Annotated in this window: 16 protein-coding genes and 4 tRNA genes; 14 read left to right on the forward strand and 6 right to left on the reverse strand. The window is 64.1% G+C overall.

Features of this window, described 5'->3' with window-relative positions; translation table 11 throughout:
- Nucleotides 1-56 precede the first annotated feature (56 nt).
- Nucleotides 57-713, reverse strand: coding sequence for a TetR/AcrR family transcriptional regulator (locus DSM100688_RS03555; protein WP_152357790.1), 657 nt, complete (start codon nucleotides 711-713; stop codon nucleotides 57-59).
- 364 nt (nucleotides 714-1,077) lie between these two features.
- Here DSM100688_RS03555 and DSM100688_RS03560 point away from each other — a divergent pair, with 364 nt between their 5' ends.
- The 3 genes from DSM100688_RS03560 to DSM100688_RS03570 are packed head-to-tail and all read left to right on the forward strand — an operon-like array spanning nucleotide 1,078 to nucleotide 4,194.
- Nucleotides 1,078-1,971 carry a lysophospholipid acyltransferase family protein gene (locus tag DSM100688_RS03560; RefSeq protein WP_152357791.1) on the forward strand — a complete coding sequence of 298 codons (894 nt, stop codon included), beginning with the start codon at nucleotides 1,078-1,080 and terminating at the stop codon, nucleotides 1,969-1,971.
- A gap of 27 nt (nucleotides 1,972-1,998) precedes the next feature.
- Nucleotides 1,999-2,994: an NAD(P)H-dependent glycerol-3-phosphate dehydrogenase gene (locus DSM100688_RS03565; protein ID WP_152357792.1), complete on the forward strand. Its 996-nt coding sequence runs from the start codon at nucleotides 1,999-2,001 to the stop codon at nucleotides 2,992-2,994.
- 60 nt (nucleotides 2,995-3,054) lie between these two features.
- Entirely contained in the window at nucleotides 3,055-4,194 is a 1,140-nt protein-coding gene (locus DSM100688_RS03570) for a D-alanine--D-alanine ligase family protein (protein ID WP_152357793.1), read from the forward strand.
- Nucleotides 4,195-4,346: 152 nt separating this feature from the next.
- On the opposite strand, the gene DSM100688_RS03575 is transcribed toward DSM100688_RS03570, so the two are convergent.
- The gene (locus tag DSM100688_RS03575) at nucleotides 4,347-5,120 is read right to left on the reverse strand and encodes a mechanosensitive ion channel family protein (protein WP_152357912.1); all 774 of its coding nucleotides are present in this window, start codon (nucleotides 5,118-5,120) and stop codon (nucleotides 4,347-4,349) included.
- 134 nt (nucleotides 5,121-5,254) lie between these two features.
- Between DSM100688_RS03575 and DSM100688_RS03580 the strand changes: the two genes are divergently transcribed.
- Nucleotides 5,255-6,445: a DUF2974 domain-containing protein gene (locus DSM100688_RS03580; RefSeq protein WP_152357794.1), complete on the forward strand. Its 1,191-nt coding sequence runs from the start codon at nucleotides 5,255-5,257 to the stop codon at nucleotides 6,443-6,445.
- Between the two features lie 172 nt (nucleotides 6,446-6,617).
- Here the strand turns inward: DSM100688_RS03580 and DSM100688_RS03585 are convergent, their stop codons facing one another.
- Nucleotides 6,618-7,256: a TetR/AcrR family transcriptional regulator gene (locus DSM100688_RS03585; protein WP_152357795.1), complete on the reverse strand. Its 639-nt coding sequence runs from the start codon at nucleotides 7,254-7,256 to the stop codon at nucleotides 6,618-6,620.
- A 178-nt stretch (nucleotides 7,257-7,434) separates the two neighbouring features.
- The gene (locus DSM100688_RS03590; RefSeq protein ID WP_152357796.1) at nucleotides 7,435-8,640 is read right to left on the reverse strand and encodes a DUF2974 domain-containing protein; all 1,206 of its coding nucleotides are present in this window, start codon (nucleotides 8,638-8,640) and stop codon (nucleotides 7,435-7,437) included.
- A 240-nt stretch (nucleotides 8,641-8,880) separates the two neighbouring features.
- On the opposite strand from DSM100688_RS03590, the gene DSM100688_RS03595 reads away from it, so the two are divergent.
- From DSM100688_RS03595 to DSM100688_RS12205, 9 genes are all read left to right on the forward strand, one after another.
- On the forward strand, nucleotides 8,881-10,071 hold the full coding sequence (locus DSM100688_RS03595; protein ID WP_152357797.1) for a pyridoxal phosphate-dependent aminotransferase: 1,191 nt from the start codon (nucleotides 8,881-8,883) through the stop codon (nucleotides 10,069-10,071).
- A gap of 211 nt (nucleotides 10,072-10,282) precedes the next feature.
- Nucleotides 10,283-10,355 (forward strand) — tRNA-Gly (locus tag DSM100688_RS03600).
- A 49-nt stretch (nucleotides 10,356-10,404) separates the two neighbouring features.
- A tRNA-Val gene (locus tag DSM100688_RS03605) sits at nucleotides 10,405-10,476 on the forward strand.
- 41 nt (nucleotides 10,477-10,517) lie between these two features.
- A tRNA-Val gene (locus DSM100688_RS03610) sits at nucleotides 10,518-10,590 on the forward strand.
- A 30-nt stretch (nucleotides 10,591-10,620) separates the two neighbouring features.
- Nucleotides 10,621-10,693, forward strand: a tRNA-Ala gene (locus tag DSM100688_RS03615).
- A 264-nt stretch (nucleotides 10,694-10,957) separates the two neighbouring features.
- Nucleotides 10,958-11,890, forward strand: coding sequence for a class I SAM-dependent methyltransferase (locus DSM100688_RS03620; protein WP_152357798.1), 933 nt, complete (start codon nucleotides 10,958-10,960; stop codon nucleotides 11,888-11,890).
- Between the two features lie 179 nt (nucleotides 11,891-12,069).
- A complete protein-coding gene (locus DSM100688_RS03625; RefSeq protein ID WP_152357799.1) occupies nucleotides 12,070-13,233 on the forward strand; it encodes a helix-turn-helix transcriptional regulator in 1,164 nt (387 codons plus the stop codon).
- 151 nt (nucleotides 13,234-13,384) lie between these two features.
- Complete coding sequence (locus DSM100688_RS03630) at nucleotides 13,385-13,786, forward strand: HIT family protein (protein WP_152357800.1); 402 nt, start codon at nucleotides 13,385-13,387, stop codon at nucleotides 13,784-13,786.
- A gap of 94 nt (nucleotides 13,787-13,880) precedes the next feature.
- A complete protein-coding gene (locus DSM100688_RS12205) occupies nucleotides 13,881-14,498 on the forward strand; it encodes a sugar O-acetyltransferase (RefSeq protein ID WP_152357801.1) in 618 nt (205 codons plus the stop codon).
- 305 nt (nucleotides 14,499-14,803) lie between these two features.
- Here DSM100688_RS12205 and DSM100688_RS03640 read toward each other — a convergent pair whose 3' ends face one another.
- On the reverse strand, nucleotides 14,804-16,123 hold the full coding sequence (locus DSM100688_RS03640) for an MFS transporter (protein WP_152357802.1): 1,320 nt from the start codon (nucleotides 16,121-16,123) through the stop codon (nucleotides 14,804-14,806).
- Between the two features lie 237 nt (nucleotides 16,124-16,360).
- Nucleotides 16,361-17,446, reverse strand: coding sequence for a PfkB family carbohydrate kinase (locus DSM100688_RS03645; RefSeq protein WP_152357803.1), 1,086 nt, complete (start codon nucleotides 17,444-17,446; stop codon nucleotides 16,361-16,363).
- Nucleotides 17,447-17,723: 277 nt separating this feature from the next.
- On the opposite strand from DSM100688_RS03645, the gene rpmB reads away from it, so the two are divergent.
- Nucleotides 17,724-17,918, forward strand: a complete 195-nt coding sequence (gene rpmB / locus DSM100688_RS03650; RefSeq protein WP_152357804.1) for a 50S ribosomal protein L28 — start codon at nucleotides 17,724-17,726, stop codon at nucleotides 17,916-17,918.
- The last annotated feature ends 81 nt before the right edge of the window (nucleotides 17,919-17,999 follow it).

Here is a 17,999-nt window from a genome sequence, read left to right on the forward strand (position 1 = left end):
GTGCAAGAGATTCGGGACGATCCGGCTAATTCCCCGAAAAACTCGCGCCGAAGACGCTAGCTGGGATGTCGGTCGTCGAAGGCGGCATACAGGTTTGCGGTCATGTCGATGAGCTCGTCGTCGAACACCGGCACGCCGATCGCGTCGAGCATCGTGGCGAGGCACTGAACACGGTGCCGCAGCTGCGCTGCCGTGGCGGGGTAGAAGTGCGGCAGCAGCCAGTAATTGGTCAGCAAGGCGAGCATTTCCGCGGCTTCCTGCGGATATTCGGTCGGAATCGATCCGTCGCGCACGCCCTCGTCGATGAGTGGGCGGAAGCTGTTGGGCAGCTGTGATGACCAGAACCGCATGTTGTCGGTGAAGTATGTCGGATCGTCCAGCAGCGGCATCGCCACGCGGTTGATGTTGCGATGATCGGCGTCGGATGCGGAGAGTCTAAACAGTTCGCGGATCTTCTGCAATCCGTTGAGATCGTTGCGCTCGAAGACGGTCCGGCTCTGGTCGCCGATGCGTCGGGCGTCGTCGTCGCCGAGCCGGTCGAGGATCGCCTGCTTCGACTTGAAATGGTGGTAGATCGCGCCTTTCGACAGGTCGCCGAGCCGGTCGACGATGTCTTGGATGGAGGTCTTCTCGTACCCTTGTTCCATGAACAGTTCGCGGGCCGCGTCGAGGATGCGTTGTTCGGTCACCTCGGGATGCGCGTTACGTGCCATCGGCGACTCCTTTCGTATATTGGCCACCATTATACATACCGTCGGTCGGTATGTATAGTCGGGCGTCCATATCGCGTGGCGGAAAACGCTCGCTGACGGCACCGTCAGCGAGCGTTTTCCGCCACGCAAGGAGCGTTGATACGATCTGCGTGACATGACGTGGCCTGTGATGGCATATGACGTGCGTCGTGACCTGTGATGTGCCGTATGCAGTACGTACGTTCGGGGTACGATGGCGCGCGTCTGATGGTGTGCCGATGATCATGATATGCGATGCGGCGAGATGCGTCACGCACCCCGCGACGTGCGGCGCGGTCGGGCGTGACGGCCGTCGTCGTTCGTGGGTTGCGGCACAATAGGGCACATGGCATCCAAAGGAAAACCGTCGCCGCGATCCGCGGTCAAGCCGCTCTCCGACGAGCAGGTCGCCCGGCTCGCCAAGCGGCATCATCTCGTCGATCCGATGCGCGACCTGCCGACCGGTCCGAACCGGCGCATCAACCAGCCGGAGATCGACGCACAGCATCCGAAGGGCACGAAACGCCTGCTCACGGGCGTCGACGTCGTCTTCAACGCCAGCTGCAAGACGCTCGCGTGGGGACTCGACAACATCCCCGAAACCGGCCCGTTCATCACCGCCGCCACGCACGTGACCATGTTCGACGTGTTCGTGCCGATGGCCAGCCTGTTCCACATGGGCCGTCGCCCGCGGTACATGGCCAAAGCCGAGATGGCGCACTGGCCGCTCATCGGCAAATGGTTCCAGCTCGTCGGCATGCAGCCCGTCCAACGCCGCTCCGGCAAGGCCAAGGTCATCGAGGAGACGTCGATCGAGATCCTCACCTCCGGCCGGCCGCTCACCGTATGGCCGGAAGGCACGGTGACGCGCGACCCGAAGAAATGGCCGATGAGCATGAAGAACGGCGTCGGCGTGATCGCGCTCGAGGCCTCACGCAGACTCGGGGCCCAAGTGCCGCTGTTCTGCGCGGTGACGTGGGGTGCGGCGAGTATCAATCACTGGTGGCCGTGGCCGCGCAAGAACGTGGTCATGTGTTACGACGCGCGGTTGGATTACGCCGATCTGCTGGACGGCTGCGATACGTGGGCCGACGGCATCGATGGGGTGCCGGCTGCGCTCGCCGACGAACTGACGCGACGGATTCGCGTGCGTATGACCGAGGTCATGGCCGAGATCCGCGGCGAGGACGCGCCCGACGGATATTGGGACTACCGAACGATGCGCCGGGTGAAGGACTGAACGGAACAGAATAAAGGAGCAAACATTATGAAGATCACGGTACTGGGTGCGGGCGCATGGGGTACCGCTTTCGGCCAGGTGCTGGCCGACGCGGGCAACGACGTGACCATGTGGGCCATTGAGCCCGAGATCGTCGAAGGCATCCGCGACCACCACCACAACGGCGTGCGTCTGCCGTCCGTCGAGAAACTGCCCGACAACATGACCGCCACCGGCGACCGCGCCGAAGCCGTCAAGGACGCCGAGATCGTCGTCGTCGCCATCGCCGCGCAGTTCGCCCGCGTCGCGCTCGCTGAATTCAAAGGCCTCATCCCGGATACGGCGATCGTCGTCAGCCTCATGAAGGGCATCGAACGCACCACGAGCAAGCGTATGGACGAGGTCGTACGCGAGGCCCTCGATCTGCCGGCCGAACGCTTCGCCGCGGTCTCCGGTCCGAACCTGAGCAAGGAAGTCGCCGACCGCCAGCCGGCCGCGACCGTCGTCGGCTGCGTCGATCTCGACAACGCACGCACAGTCGCCAAGGCCTGCACCAACAGCTACTTCAAGGCGTTCGTCACCCGCGACGTCATCGGCCTTGAAATGTGCGGCTCGCTCAAGAACGTGACCGCGCTCGCCGTCGGCATGGCCCGCGGCGCCGGCTACGGCGAGAACACCGCCGCGATGATTGAGACCCGCGGACTCGCGGAACTCACCGCCCTCGGCAAGGCCGCCGGCGCCGACGTCAAGACCTTCTCCGGACTTGCCGGCGTGGGCGACATGACCGCCACCTGTGGCTCCCCGCTGAGCCGCAACTACACGTTCGGCGCGAACCTCGGCAAGGGCCTGAGCGTTGAGGAGGCCACCAAGGCCAGCAACGGCGTGGCCGAAGGCGTGCCGACCACCGACGCGGTCGTCGCGCTCGGTAAGGAGCTCGGCGTGGCCACCCCGCTCGCCTCCGCGATGAGCCGTGTGCTCGCGGACGGCATTTCCTGCCAGGAGATGCTCGGCCTGCTGTTCGGTGATGAGATCACCGAGGAGTGACCGGACTGCCGAGTAGTCTGTTGCCCCAGTATTGCTTCGAGTGAACGGTAAAGGAAGAACATGACCAAGAAGCGCATTGTGGTGATGTACGGCGGCAAGGCCGACGAACATTCGATCTCCTGCATCTCGACCGCCGGCGTGCTGAAGGCCCTCGACGCCGACAAGTTCGAGCCGATTCCGGTCGGCATCACCAAGGCCGGCCAGTGGATCGTCGGCGGCGAGGATCCGCGCGGCTGGGATCTGAACGGCTCCGCGTTGCCGACCGTCGAGAAGACCGATGGCTCGCGTGACGTGGTGCTTGACGTGGCGCTCGGTCAGGACGGCTTCTTCGCCCGCAATGCGGACGGCACGCTGGAATCGCTCGGTCATATCGACGCGGTGTTCCCGGTGCTGCACGGTCCGTTCGGCGAGGACGGCACAATCCAGGGCCTGTTCGAGATGATGAACGTACCGTACGTCGGCTGCGGCGTGCTCGCGTCCGCCGCGTGCATGGACAAGCACTACACCAAGGTGCTGCTGGCGGCCGCCGGCATCCCGGTCGCGCCCGGCATCACGCTCGACGCCCGCGGCTTCGATCAGGCGACCAGGTTCGCCGCGAACGGCGATGACATCCTCGCGCAGGTCGAGGCGGCGGGTCTGCAGTATCCGCTGTTCGTCAAGCCGTCGCGCGCCGGCTCCAGCTTCGGCGTGACCAAGGTCGAGCACGCGGGCGACGCGGCCGAACTCGCCGCCGCCGTGTTCGAGGCCAGCCACCACGACTGGCGCATCCTCGTCGAGCAGGGCATCGATGCGCGCGAGATCGAATGCGCGGTGCTGTGCCCGAAGGCCGGCGAGGAGCCGAAGGCCAGCTGGCCGGGCGAGATCGTGCTCGACAAGCGCGCGGGCGGCGACGACCAGTTCTACGATTTCGACAGCAAGTACATGGATTCGAGCGCCTCGCACGTCGAAGTGCCGGCCAATCTGCCGGACGAACTGCTCGAACGCGTACGCGAGATCGCGGTGCGCGGCTTCAAGGCGGTTGACGGCGCCGGTCTGAGCCGCGTGGACACGTTTGTGACGCCGGACGGCGACGTGATGATCAACGAGATCAACACGATGCCCGGCTTCACGCCGATCTCGATGTATCCGAAGGCGTGGGAGGCCACCGGCGTGAGCTACACCGACCTCATCACCACCCTCATCGAAGGCGTGCTGCGCTGAACCTGAACCGCGATCGCCCTACGGCATCGCTTCTGGATCCTCGGCAACCTCCTCAACAATCCCATCAACGGACATACAGCCGAAATCAACCCCGGAATCGGCTGTATGTCCGTTGAATGTATGTCCGTCGAGGGGAATCGCAAACGGGACGATCACGCGCCGACGGCGGCGCGCTGCTCGATGAAATCGGCGTCGGCCAATGCGCGCACCGCCGCGTCGCGTGCGGTCGACAGCAGGATCCCCGGTTTCGCGAACACCAGCACCTGCCCTTCGATGCCGTACGGCGAGAATCCCGTGAACTTGACGATCGGCTTGGTGCCTTCCGCCGCCACGCCGGCCATCCCGCGCTCCACCGCCTCGACGATCCGCCGGTCGATGTCCTTGCTGTCGCTGCCGGCCTTCGCCGTGAACGGCACCGTCACCAGTCCCTCGTTCGTCGGCGTCAGTCGTTCCAGTGACGCCGTGTTGAGCACCGAGTTCGGAATCACCATCTCATTGCCGTCGCGTTCGCGCACCACGGTCTGCCGCCACGTGATGTCCTTCACCACGCCGGTCGTCCCCGCCACCGTCACCAGATCGCCCGGCTGAATCACGCGTCCGAACATCAGTCCGAATCCTGAGATCACATTCGCGACCGTGTCCTTCAGACCTAGCGACACAGCGATGCCGCCGACGCCGAGCGCCGTCATCAGTGTGGTCGGATCGATGCCGAACACCGGCTTGAGCACGATCGTCGCGGCGACCACCCAGATCAGCACGCGCACGATGTTGATGAAGATCGACGCGCTCGGCATGTTCGTGTGGTCCAGCACACGGCGCAGCACCTTGCTGACCACCTTCACGGCCGCCCACGCGGCGACCGTCACCACAACGAGGAAGATGATCCTGCCGGCGTTCGTGGCCAGCCATTGCAGCATCACGTTCATCATGTCCAACCCTGCGTCCGCCGTTTCGATCATTGCGCTTCCGTTCCGTTCGTCGTCTGCCGTCGTTTGCCGCTGTCTGCGTCGCCTTCATCCTACCGGCGCAATGTGGCAGAACCTGTGACTACCATGAAAACATGGGCAATATTCTCGATTTTGTGCGGACGGATTTCCGAGGATTCGATGAACTGCCGTTCGGCGCGGTCGATTCGCTGGTGCTGTCGGAGCTGGCGTATGTCCATATGCCGGTTGCGGTGCCGAGATACGGGACGACAAAGACGGTGGCGACGGTGCCGCTGACGGACGCGCTGCGCGCTGAGGACTATCCGACGATGTTCACGACCGGCTCCACGACGACGAACGAATACCGGTTGGGATTGCTGCGCGCGGTGTGCGAGTCGCCGCGGTATCGTGGCATACGCGTGGGGGAGTACGTCGAGCGGCTGGACGTGACGAACCAGACGCAGTTCGCGGCGATGACGTTCGATCTTGGTGACTGTCGCGGCGCGGCGACGATCGGTGCGTCGGACGGATCCGGTGCGGCCGCGGCGGACGGCGGCTTGTTGTACGTCGCGTTCCGCGGTACGGACGGCACGTTGGTCGGTTGGAAGGAGGACTTCAACATGGCCGTGCGCTGCCCGGTGCCGGCGCAGGATTCGGCGGCGGAGTATCTCGCGTCCGTGGGCGACCGGTCGGCCGGCGTGATCGGTGCGCCGGGCGCGCGGCTGATGGTCGGTGGCCATTCCAAGGGCGGCAGCATGGCCGTATACGCTGCGATGCACGCCGCCGATGCGGTACGGGATCGCATCGGCCGCATCTTCTCACACGACGGCCCGGGGTTCGACCGCGCGGTCACCGTGTCGCCGGCCTACCGTGCGATCGTCGGGCGCATCGACAAAACCGTGCCCGAGTCGTCGGTCATCGGCATGCTGCTGGACGACGGCGAGGCGCGGTACACGGTGGTCAAGGCCGATGCGATCGGCATCCTGCAGCATATGGGCGGCTCGTGGCAGGTCGCCGACGGCGCGTTCGTCACGCTGGGCGGGCTGAATCCCAGTGCGCGGTTCATCGCGCGCACCATCGCCGCGTGGCTGGACGGCGTCGACCAACGGCAGCGCGAGATCGCCATCGACCAGGTGTACGACGTCGTCGCGGCCGCCGGATACGACAATTTCGCCGATCTCGCCGCACACTGGACCGATGCGATGCCGAAGATCCTGCTGGCGGCCAAGGACACCGATCCGGCCACGCGTGCGCTGATCGCCGCCGTGCTCAAGTCGCTGCCGACCAGCGCGCTCCGCTCGCTCGCCCCGCAGCCGCGCCCGTAGCCTGCGGCCTGCCCTATCCGCAACGGCTGCCTCCCACCTCTCTGCGGGCGTCTCCTTCCCGTCACCGGGCATCTCTTCTCTCTCTTCGACGGGAGCTCTCCACCTCTTAACGGACATACAGCCGATTTCGCATGGAGAATCGGCTGCATGTCCGTTAGAGAGGGAGACCGGCCTACTTGTCGTCGCCAGTGAGGTCGCTGCGGAAGATGCGATGCCAGTATCCGAGCAAATCCTTGCGCGACAGCGACAGGCACATGCTCATCGCGAGCACGGCCACGTCCTCGTTGAGCAGGTCGTCGAGCTCGACGGTGTCGCGCAGCTCCGGCCAACGGCTGAGCACCGCGAGCATGCCCCCGACGGTGAAGTCGAGCATGAGGTCGGTTTTCAGGTCGATGCGTTCAGGCAGCTGCAGGCTGTGGATGATGGTGAGACGGCCGAAATCGCGCAGCGAGTCGACGAGTTCCGGCGAGCCGTGCGGTCCGGCGATGAGCGCGAGCCGGTCAAGCCGCTCGCGGTGTTCCGGCGACTGCAGCAGGTTGGTGATGTTCTCGCGCCAGGTGGCGTCCGGATCGGAGTCCGGCGTGGGCAGCTTGGGGCTCGCCTCCTGCACGACGTGCATGATGGCCGAGTCGGCGAGCTCGGGCAGCCCGCTGTAGTGGTAGTAGAACGAGTTGCGGTTCACGCCGGCTTCGTGCACGATGTCGGTGACGGTGATCTTGTGGTATTCGCGGGTCGAGAGCAGCTCCCAGAACGCGTTCTCCATGCGTTCCTTGGCGGGCAGGATCTCGGAATCGTGGCGTGGGCGTGGCATGGCGGCTCCTGTGTGCGATGGTCGTCGTGGCATCGGCATGTCCGGACATCGTGTCTAGACAATGTGTCTAGACGGATATGATACGCGATTATTGGACAAGGTGTCTATGCACTGATTGTCGTGATATGTCGGCGGATGTGCCGACGGCGGCTGTATCTGCATCGGCGGCGGCGAACCGCTACCGCCGCGATACCTTGGTGTTGCGCGCCAGCGCGGCCTGCAGCAGGATCATCATCGCCTGCGTGATGTTGCGCCGGTCCTCCGGGCTCAGCCCTACGTACGCGCCGAGCATTTCGGGGATGGCCTTCGCGCCGGCCGTCATCATGTCGCCGATGTTGTTCGCGCCGCTCGCCTCCAGCACCGCGAACAACGCATCCACCGCATGCTCGCGCTGCTCCTGCGACAGCCCCGCCATCCACCGGTTCAGCGACTCGTTGAACAGCTTCGAGCTGTGCGCCAGATCCTCCACCTGCACGAACTCGCCACCGCACATCTGCCACGAGAACGCGAAGTGCTGCATCACGCCCTCCACGTCGGATTTGACCACCGTGCACCGTTCCGGCGTCTCCAGAATCATGCCGATAATCGACGAATCCGGCACGATCTTGACGATCCTATCCTTCACCGTGCCGTATTCGTACCCGTGCACCACGTCCGGCGGGAAACCCGGACCGTCCAGCGAATAGATGCGCGTCACCCGATCGCGCACGTCGTCGGCCGCGTTCATCGCCGCGTACACGGCCAGATTACCGCCTTTCGAATGGCCGGTCAGTATGATCCGGCCATCCCACAATGCGGCCACCTGCGTAAGATATTCGGCCGCGGACACCTGCGCCGGCACCGGATACTGGAAGGACATGTTGAAGTCCTCCTTCCAGCCGACCAGCGAATCGTCGGTGCCGCGGTACGAGATGACCAGCGTGCCGTCCGGCAGACAATAGGTGAGCGCCGCGAACTGCGTCTGCGCCGACGCGTCGAACTTGTCCCGGTACGCGGTCATGACGATATCGGCGAAGCGCGGATTGGCCGCGCATGCACGGTAGAAGTCGTGCGTCAGCTGCGGGTCGACCAAACCGATACTGTTCACATCGTGATCGCGGTTGATCATATCGTGATGCAGTTCGCGATCGGCGGCGTCGATCGTCACGCCGTCGCACGGCGCGTGCGCGATGTTGCGCAACGACATGATCGGACGGCGGAACGAGAACGACCTCACCCGCGATGCCAACGAACCATACCGCCGCACCTGATCGTCCAGCCGCGGCACGTCGTCCGGCACATCGTCGTAGATCAGAATCGCCAACGCCAGCGCGTCCGCCGCGCCGAACGGCAACGTCGCGAACCCGCGCGTCTCGGTGCGCGCATAATCGGTGATGTTGCCCATCGCGCACCTCCTTGCCGTGCCGCGCGGCGGCCGCGATCCGCCGCCGGTCCTACTTGCAAATCATAGTGAACCGGTATCACGCCGCCGGCGAACAACGCGACGAATCGCGCGAAATTGGAGTGTCGCGGCGCGGATGTGCCATGCCGGTGGTAGAAACGGAATCAACACGACGCCCGCCGCGTCGGCGCGACGTTCGGCCCAGGCCGCGGCGGACGTGCCAACCGTTCACAGGAGGCAGCAATGATCAACGAAGACTACAAGGCGATGCTCGGCGGCAAATCCGTGATCCGCACCCTCAGCGAGTACGCGACCGCCCGCGGCGCCGAAATCGGGTACGACAACGTATTCGACTACAGCCTCGGCAATCCGAGCGTGCCGTGCCCGCCCGACTTCACCTCCGACGTCATCGATATGTACCGCACCGCCGAACCGGTCAAACTGCACGGCTACAGCCCGTCGCTCGGCCAGCCGGCGTTCTGCGAAACCGTCGCCGACAGCCTCAACCGCCGCTTCGGCATGGACTACACGGCCGGTCACATCTTCCCGACCACCGGTGCCGCCGGCGCGCTCGCGCACGCCCTGCGCGCCGTGACCAAACCCGGCGACGAAGTGATCACGTTCGCGCCGTACTTCCCCGAATACCAGCCGTACGTGAACGGCACCGGCGCGCACCTGACCATCGTGCCGGCCGACACCGAGAACTTCCAGATCAACTTCGACGCGTTCGAGGCGGCGCTCGGGCCGCAGACCGCGGCCGTGCTCATCAACACGCCGAACAACCCGTCCGGCGCGGTGTACTCGGCGGCCACGTTGCAGCGCCTCGCCGACCTGCTGCGCGCGCGGCAGACCGAATACGGCCACGACATCTTCCTCATCAGCGACGAGCCGTACCGCGAGATCGTGTTCGACGGCGGCACGCAGCCGTATCCGGCGAAGTTCTACGACAACACGCTCACCTGCTACTCGTGGTCCAAGTCGCTGAGCCTGCCAGGCGAGCGCATCGGCTACGTGGCCGTGAACCCGCGCGCCACCGACGCCGAGCTCATCGTGCCGATGTGCGGGCAGATCTCGCGCGGCACCGGCCACAACTGCCCGAGCTCGACCATGCAGCTCGCCGTGGCGAAGGTGATCGACGAGACCTCGGACCTGAGCGTGTACGAGACGAACATGAACCTGCTCTACGACGCGCTGACGTCGATCGGCTTCGACGTGGTGCGGCCGGGCGGCACGTTCTACATCTTCCCGAAGGCGCTCGAGGACGACGCGACCGCGTTCTGCATGAAGGCCAAGGACTACGACCTGATTCTCGTGCCGTCCGAGAGCTTCGGCGTGCCCGGGTACTTCCGCATGGCGTACTGCATCGACACGGAGAAGGTGAAGCGGTCGATCCCGGTGCTCGAGCGGTTCGCGCATGAGGTGTATGGGCTCTGATCGCCGTTGGGGCTGGGCGACACGCCGGCCGGGTGATCACGACACGCTTGATGTGTTTTTCGGGAACGGCGGAATCGCACCGTTTTGCCGGGGTGCATCGTGCGTGTCGTGATCAGGTCGCCGGCGTGTCGGGCTTTCGCGACACGCCGAAGCTTGCGCTCGGCCTTGGCCTCGTGTAGATTATCCCTCTGTTGCCTCACGGCGACAGTTTGCGGACATAGCTTAGTTGGTAAAGCGCAACCTTGCCAAGGTTGAGACCGCGGGTCCGAGTCCCGTTGTCCGCTCTCGTTTTCCGGGTGTCGAAGCAATTCGATGTTCCGGAAGGCCAGACCCGGGCGGTTGGCGCAGAGGTAGCGCACTTCCCTGACACGGAAGGGGTCACAAGTTCGAATCTTGTATCGCCCACGATCGGACGAGAGGCCTCGGTCTCCCAGCCGGCAGCGATCGGGTGATTGGCGCAGCGGCTAGCGCACTTCCTTCACACGGAAGGGGTCGTAGGTTCGATTCCTACATCACCCACGATCTCGCGCTTCGGTGCGGGTGAATTTTGGGGCTATGGCGCAGCTGGTAGCGCATCTCCATGGCATGGAGAGGGTCAGGGGTTCGAATCCCCTTAGCTCCACCGGCAACCCGGAAACGTTGGAATCGCGACGTTTCCAGGTTTTTGTTATCGCGCGCGAATGACGTGGTGCGAGGTGCCGCAATGTGGTGCGATGTGTCGCCGTCCGTTGTCTGGCTGCCGCCGTCCCGCTTCCCTTTCTTTCTTCCCCTCGACGGGCTTCCCCTTTCAACGGACATCCAGCCGATTTCAGCCCCTGAATCGGCTGGATGTCCGTTGAGGAACGGAACGGGACCGGACCGACATAAGGCGACTACGCTGGGAGGCATGCAGACGAAATTCCATGGCAAGGCGCAGGCATATGATCAGGCCAGGCCCGGCTATCCCGATGCGGCCATGCGGTACATCGCGTCGCTGATATCGGCTTGCGACCATGCGGCGGCCGACGTGACGGTCGATGCGGCGGACAGCACGGCGACTGGCACGGCGGACAATATGGCGGCCGGCATAACGTCCGGCACGATGACCGATGCGGTCGTCGTCGCCGACATCGGCGCCGGCACCGGTAAATTCACCGTCCCGCTGGCCCGGCTCGGCTTCGGCGTCGTCGCCGTCGAACCGGACGCCGACATGCGCGGCGTACTGCGCGACGCGACCCGTCCGTATCCTAACGTCACGGTGACCGACGGCACCGCCGAACGCACCACCCTGCCCGATCGCAGCGTCGACGCGATCACCTGCGCACAGGCGCTGCACTGGTTCGACCACGACGCGTTCCTCGCCGAATGCGCGCGCATCAGTCGGGGTGAATCGTTCCTGCTGATATCGGTATACAACAGCACGTCGTTCGATTCCGCGATGATGCGCGGCGTGGATCGCGGCGTACCGGAGCCGATTTCCGAAGACGGCAATGTGACTGATGCCGTCAATGCCGCCAACGTATCGCGGACAGCCGATGCGGTCGCCGTTTCGACCGGCGACGCCGCCGATATCGGCGTCAGCGCGCGGCATTTCCGCGAGACGGCCGCCGAATTCTTCACACATCCGACCATTCGCCGTTTCCCCAATCCGATCCGGTACACGCGCGAATCGTGGCGCACGTACATGGACTCGCACTCGCACAGTCCGCTGCCGACCGACCCGGAGTATCCCGCGCACCGCGCATGGGTCGACGCGATCTTCGACGCGCGCGCTGTCGACGGCATCCTCACCGACGACAACGTCACCATGGTCGCCAGCGAACGCATCCGCGTGCGCTGAACTTGCGACAATATACATAAAAACGGCGGAATTCCGCCGATGCAACCGCTGGTTGCGCGGCGGTTGCGGTCGTAATCGGCGTGTGCAACCGCAAGATGGTGGCGATCGGCGACGTGGTCTGCCATAGTGGGGTCATCGTCCGGACGCGACATGACGACACCACGTGAAGAGGGGGATCGATGACTTTCCGTACCAACCTGCAAACCCTGCGCTCGCGGCGCAACATGACGCAGGAGCAGCTCGCCATGCTGCTCGGCGTCTCGCGGCAGGCGATCTCGAAATGGGAATCCGAGAAGGCATACCCGGAAATGGACAAGCTGCTGGCGATCTGCGACCTGTTCGGCTGTACGCTCGACGACCTCGTGCTCGGCGACGTGACGAGGGCGACGACGGATGACGCCGCGGACGCCGTGCATGCGGCGGGTGAGGGGTCGAATGCGGCGGCCGCACAGGATGTGGCGGATGTGTCGCAGACTCGGAACCTGACGACAACTGATGACCAAGCCGATGGTCATCCCCGCGATCCGCTATCCGGCGGCGTGCCCGGAGTCTCTCGTGTTGGATCGTCATCCGACGACGATCCAACGCTTCCGCCGCAGGACCCGACCGGCTACGACGCGCATCGTCGCCGATTCGCGCTGCTGATCGCGGCCGGCGTCGCCGCGATCATCGCGTCGGTCGGTATTGCGAACCTGTTCGATCCCGTGAACTCAGTCATCGGATCGTCGCCGTTCAACGATCTGCTGATGTTCGTGTGCATCAGCGTGGGTACGATCGTCGGGTTGGCGCTGCTCATTCCGGGCGGCATGTCGCATGTCGTCTTCGTGCGCCGGCATCCGTATGTCGAGGACCCGTACACCGAGGGCGATCGCGACCGGGAGATGCGGCTGCTCGCGGCCGGCATCGTGGCCGGCATAGCGGCGATCCTGATCGGTATCGTGGTGGTCGTGTATGCGGATGATGTGCTGGGCGTTGCCGCCGGCTGGCCGAACGCGGTCATGCTGCTGCTCAGCGCGTTCGCCGTGTTCGGTTTCGTGTACGGCGGCATGCGGTACGGCCTGCTGAACGTCGACGCCTACAATCGTGCGGCCGAGAACGATCGAAGCGAGGGGCGACGAACCGGACAACAGACATTCTCCGACAGGCTCACCGTGGTGGTGTGCGGCGTCATCATGTTGGTCGCCACGATCATCGCCCTGTGCCTGTTGCTGCTCATGCCCGGTGCCGGTGCCGGCGTGTGGTCCGCATTTGCGCTGTTCTGGCTGCCGTGGCCGGTCGGCGGCATATTGTGCGGCATCGCGGTACTTGTCATCTGGCTGTGCAAGGACCATCTTGACCGCTGATGTGCGAGGTTTCGTGGTGGTTTGCCGATTGAGAAGCTGTCATCGGCGCAATGCGCAATCGGCCTCTCGATCGGCAAACCGCCCCGTCATTAAACGGGCCGGATCGTACACGCCGCGGGTGTGGTAAGGAGCGCCCGGCTATGATCGGCGTATGGACGATTGCGTGTTCTGCGACATTGTGCGCGGTGAGGTGCCATGCCGGCTGGTTTTGGAAACCGATTTGGCGATATGCTTCGTGTCGACCGACGATCAGGTCGATTATCATCTGTTGGTCGTGCCGAAACGGCATGCGGTCAACATCCTCGACTGCGACGCGGCGTCCCTGCGCGCGGTGGCCGATCTGACGCAGCGCGTCGCGCGGCATCTGGTCGCAGATTGCGGGTTCGACGGCGTTGATCTGCTCAACACATCGTTCGAAGGCGATCAGTCGGTGTTCCATTTCCACGTGCATATGCTGGCGCGTTCGCACGGCGATGGGCTTGATACATGGCCGAGGCTGCCGGGACGGGCAATATCGCTTGACGAATCGTGGCGGCGTGTGAAGATGAAGTGAATCGTGTCACCTGCTGGGTACAAAGCAGCTTGGCCGGCATATAATGATAACGCAAACATACCTGCAATCATTGGGATGCAACGAGGAATATCGCATGACTGAACTCACCAACGCGCAACGCCGCACCGAGCAACTGCCGTACCACTACGACGACCCGTCCATCATGGGTGGCCAACTCGAATATCAGGAAACGCTGTGGAAGTTCAACCAGACCCATCCCACCGACACGGACGGCAAGCAGCGGCTCCTCAAGGAGATGTTCGCCGAAATCGGCGACGGCTGCCATGTCGAGACGCCCGCGCACGCGAACTGGGGATTCCACCACGTGCACATGGGCAAAGGCGTGTACTGCAACGTGAACTTCACCTGCGTGGACGACGCCGACATCACGATCGGCGACTACTGCATGTTCGGGCCGAACGTGGTCATCGCCACGGCCGGCCACCCGGTGCTGCCGGTGCTGCGCGAACATCATTATGTGTATTGCATTCCGGTGACGATCGGCCGCAACGTGTGGGTTGGTGCGAACGTGACGATCCTGCCGGGTGTGACCATCGGCGACAACTGCGTGATCGGCGCAGGCTCGGTCGTCAGTCACGACATCCCTGCAAACACGGTCGCGTACGGCGTGCCGTGCAAGGCCGTACGCGAAATCGGCGAGAAGGACCGCGAGTTCTACTACAAGGATCGTCGCCTCGACGTGTGGGAGTGACGGTCGGCCGGCGGCGCATCCGACGAGCGGGTGGCGATTGAACGAGCTTTTTGCAAACCGAGAGGCAGATTTCAGAGTGTGCCGGGATCTTTCTGCAAACTGAGAGGCAGTGGATCGCGAGGAGCGAGTCGGAACATACCCCCGAACGTGGTGATTGGGGAGGTCATGCGGTGTCTTGCTGCCTCTCAGTTTGCGGAAAGACCCCGGCAGAGTACATTATCTGCCTCTCAGTTTGCAAAAGACCTGATGCCGAGGCATGGCAGACCGTGTCGTCTGGGCATCAGGTCTTTTTCGAGGGCTCCGACTCAGTCCGTGACGGCCGTCTTCTTCGTTGGATCCTGCTGCAGGGTGAGGAAGACCAGGGCGACGACGAGCAGGATCGCGATCGAGAGCACGCCGAGTGACGCATTGCCGGTCAGCGAGGTCGTTGTGGCCACAAGGAACGTGCCGAGAATCGAGGCGGTCTTGCCGAAGATGTCATACAGGCCGTAGTATTCGTTGGCGTGCTCCTTGGGAATGATCTTGCCGTAGTACGAGCGCGACAGCGCCTGGATGCCACCCTGGAACATGCCCACGAGAATCGCGAGGATCCAGAACTGCACGGCCGAGCGCAGGAAGAACGCGGCGAAGAACACGATGCACATGTATGCGACGACCGCGGCCATGATCATCGGCTTGCAGCCGAACCGACCCGCCAGACGGCCGTACAGGATCGCGCACGGGAACGCGACGAACTGCGTCACGAGCAACGCCACCACGAGCTGCGTCGAATCGATGCCGAGCTGCGTGCCGTATGACGTGCTCATTGAGATCACCGTGTTCACCGCATCGATGTAGAAGAAGAACGCGATCATGAACATCCACAGCGGCTTGTTCCCCACGAGTTTGCCCAACGTGCCGTGCAGCTCGGTGAACGTGCCGTGGATCGCCTCGCGCGCGTGCTCGCGGGTCGCGCGGTAGTGCACCTGCCGGTAGCTCGTGAGCAGCGGGATCGTGAACGCCACCCACCATACGGCCGTAATCACGAACGATGCCCGCGTGCAGGCGACCGTCGACCAGTCGAACAGCGCCGGGCCACCGAAGATCAGCGCGATGCACACGATGAACGGCACCGTCGAACCGACGTACCCCCAGCCGTAGCCGTGCGACGACACCTTGTCCATGCGATCGTTGTCGGTCGTATCGATGAGCATCGAATCGTAGAACGTGAGCGAGCCGTTCAGGCCGATCGTCGCGAGCACGTACACGATCAGGAACGGCAGCCACGTCAACGGCAGCGCCATCGCGCAGCACATGACCACGCCCGTGCCGAAGAAGCCGAGGAAGAACTTGATCTTCATGCCCTGCACGTCGGCGATCGAACCGAGCAGCGGCATGAGCAGCGCGATGACGAGCGATGCGATCGTTTGCGCGAAGCCCCACGCCGACACGATGTTGCCGTCCGCGGGCATGAGCGACTTCGCGTAGATCGGCACGACGGCGGTGCTCAGCAGTACGAACGCCGAATTACCGACGTCGTAGACGATCCACTGCTTCTCGCGTTTGGTGAGTTTCGCGGATGCGCCGGGTGCCGCCGGTGTCGCTGACGCCGGCGCGACGGACGTGTTGGTTGTGCTTTCAGACATGACGACTCCTGTTCATAACCAACTTTCATCGTACGGTGACGCGGTGCGTGCGGCGTCGTTCGCAGATGAACGGCTGATGAATTATCCGGAGTCGGTGGTTTCCTACGGTTGTCAACGCTTGCGGCGCGGCTGGCGTGTATGGGCCGCGGGGACTGCCGCGGTTTCCTTGGGTTGCCCACGGTTGAAGGGGCGTATGTGTGTGCAACCCGAGGAAACCGCGGTGATGATGACGACGCGTCAGGATCGGTCGCCACCAGACGCGGTCGTCGAGTCGTCGTTTGCGTCGACCAGCGCGATCGCCGTCTCGTAGTCCGGGCAGTTGGGCACGCCGTTGACCGACCGTTGAATCGCCAGCGAGGCGGCCGCGTTCGCGATGCGCACCGCGTCGGTCAATGACCAGCCGCGCGCCAGCATCGCGCACAGCGTGCCGGTGTGCGGTGCGCCGGCCGACCTCGTGTGCGTCGCCTTGGTCGGATAGCCGTCCACGTGCACGACCTCGCCGCCCGGCGTGCGCACCCATGCGCCGCGCGAACCGGCGCGCACCACCGGCGGCGCGCGCAGCGTCTCGCCGAGCGCCTGACACAGTTCGGCCATGGATCGGTCGAAGCCGCCGCCCACGGTCAGCGATGCTTCGTCGTCGCGGAAAATGCCGAGCCGGTCGGCCAGCGTGTTGGCCTCCTGCCGGTTGCACGACCAGATCGGCCGTGCCAGCACGAGGTCCTCGAGCAGATGGTCGTTGACGAGCGACAGCGTGTTCGTGGGGTTGAGCACGATCGTGAAGTCGCGTCCGGCCGGATCGGTGCCGGCGCGGTGCATGAATTCGTCCACGCCGGCCGCGGTGTGGTCCATGAGCGTGTTGCCACTGATGTGCACCACGTCGCCTGCGGCCGGTTCCACGCAGTCGAACGTCGTCGCGTCGCCCTGCGCCTCTGCGCCGTATGTGGCGATGTAGGTCTTGCGCCGGTCCTCGTCGGCGAGCACGAGCCGGAACCCGGAGTCGGTGTCGAGCCGGTCCTGCCCGATGTGCTCGATGCCGCTGCCATCCAGCGCCTCGCGCACGATCGTGGCCCACGGGCCGGTGCCGACGACGCCTGCGTGCCGGGTGGGCACGCCCATGCGTGCGGCCGCTTGCAGCACCCGGTAGCTGCCGCCGACTGAGGCGTTGGTGTGGTCGGACACGGCGAACCCGCCGGCTTTGGGGATGCCGTTGACGTCCATCATGATGTCGACCCAAATGTGGCCGAGTGAGATCACCGCATGCTGTGGCTCGTCGTCGTGCGCTTCCTTGAGTTCGACGAGTCGTTCGCTGATTCGGCTGAGCATGGCATCCTCCTTGACTGCTGCGGCCGCCGTCCCGCAGGATTTCGCGAGCCGTCGCCGTTAATTAGTCACGTTGTACAGCAAGTTTATGAACGTTTCCTGAACATGGCAATAGGCACTGGGTATGATTGCGTGCGGCTGGGCCGGGGCGTGCGGCCGGGCGTTTTGCGTTGTCCGCGGCTGTGCGCTATAATAGTGAAGTTGTGTGTTCCGCCGTGCGGTAAAATGCGCGGCGCGAACGCAAGACTTGCAAGTCAAAGAACATTATAGGGAGTCCATTATGGCAGCTCGTTGCGCAGTGTGCGGCAAGGGACCGCAGACCGGTTACACCGTTTCGCACTCACATATCCGCAATAAGCGCACCTTCCGCCCGAACCTGCAGCCGGTTCGCACCACGATCGACGGCGAGAACGTCCGCGTTCGCGTGTGCGTCAAGTGCCTCAAGGCTGGCAAGGTTCAGCGTGTGGCCGCGTGAATCGCGAGATAGCAAGCTTAAACCCCGGTAGTCGCAAGACGGCCGGGGTTTTTCATATCCTCAGTCATCCTGCTGCCGTCA

Source organism: Bifidobacterium ramosum (assembly GCF_009299505.1).
GTDB classification, from domain to species: domain Bacteria; phylum Actinomycetota; class Actinomycetes; order Actinomycetales; family Bifidobacteriaceae; genus Bifidobacterium; species Bifidobacterium ramosum.

What these genes read in the sequence shown, in the direction of transcription:
- DSM100688_RS03555 (WP_152357790.1), bottom strand. Translation starts at nt 713, where the DNA reads ATGGCACGTAACGCGCATCCCGAGGTGACCGAACAACGCATCCTCGAC.
- DSM100688_RS03560 (WP_152357791.1), top strand. Translation starts at nt 1,078, where the DNA reads ATGGCATCCAAAGGAAAACCGTCGCCGCGATCCGCGGTCAAGCCGCTC.
- DSM100688_RS03565 (WP_152357792.1), top strand. Translation starts at nt 1,999, where the DNA reads ATGAAGATCACGGTACTGGGTGCGGGCGCATGGGGTACCGCTTTCGGC.
- DSM100688_RS03570 (WP_152357793.1), top strand. Translation starts at nt 3,055, where the DNA reads ATGACCAAGAAGCGCATTGTGGTGATGTACGGCGGCAAGGCCGACGAA.
- DSM100688_RS03575 (WP_152357912.1), bottom strand. Translation starts at nt 5,120, where the DNA reads ATGAACGTGATGCTGCAATGGCTGGCCACGAACGCCGGCAGGATCATC.
- DSM100688_RS03580 (WP_152357794.1), top strand. Translation starts at nt 5,255, where the DNA reads ATGGGCAATATTCTCGATTTTGTGCGGACGGATTTCCGAGGATTCGAT.
- DSM100688_RS03585 (WP_152357795.1), bottom strand. Translation starts at nt 7,256, where the DNA reads ATGCCACGCCCACGCCACGATTCCGAGATCCTGCCCGCCAAGGAACGC.
- DSM100688_RS03590 (WP_152357796.1), bottom strand. Translation starts at nt 8,640, where the DNA reads ATGGGCAACATCACCGATTATGCGCGCACCGAGACGCGCGGGTTCGCG.
- DSM100688_RS03595 (WP_152357797.1), top strand. Translation starts at nt 8,881, where the DNA reads ATGATCAACGAAGACTACAAGGCGATGCTCGGCGGCAAATCCGTGATC.
- DSM100688_RS03620 (WP_152357798.1), top strand. Translation starts at nt 10,958, where the DNA reads ATGCAGACGAAATTCCATGGCAAGGCGCAGGCATATGATCAGGCCAGG.
- DSM100688_RS03625 (WP_152357799.1), top strand. Translation starts at nt 12,070, where the DNA reads ATGACTTTCCGTACCAACCTGCAAACCCTGCGCTCGCGGCGCAACATG.
- DSM100688_RS03630 (WP_152357800.1), top strand. Translation starts at nt 13,385, where the DNA reads ATGGACGATTGCGTGTTCTGCGACATTGTGCGCGGTGAGGTGCCATGC.
- DSM100688_RS12205 (WP_152357801.1), top strand. Translation starts at nt 13,881, where the DNA reads ATGACTGAACTCACCAACGCGCAACGCCGCACCGAGCAACTGCCGTAC.
- DSM100688_RS03640 (WP_152357802.1), bottom strand. Translation starts at nt 16,123, where the DNA reads ATGTCTGAAAGCACAACCAACACGTCCGTCGCGCCGGCGTCAGCGACA.
- DSM100688_RS03645 (WP_152357803.1), bottom strand. Translation starts at nt 17,446, where the DNA reads ATGCTCAGCCGAATCAGCGAACGACTCGTCGAACTCAAGGAAGCGCAC.
- rpmB (WP_152357804.1), top strand. Translation starts at nt 17,724, where the DNA reads ATGGCAGCTCGTTGCGCAGTGTGCGGCAAGGGACCGCAGACCGGTTAC.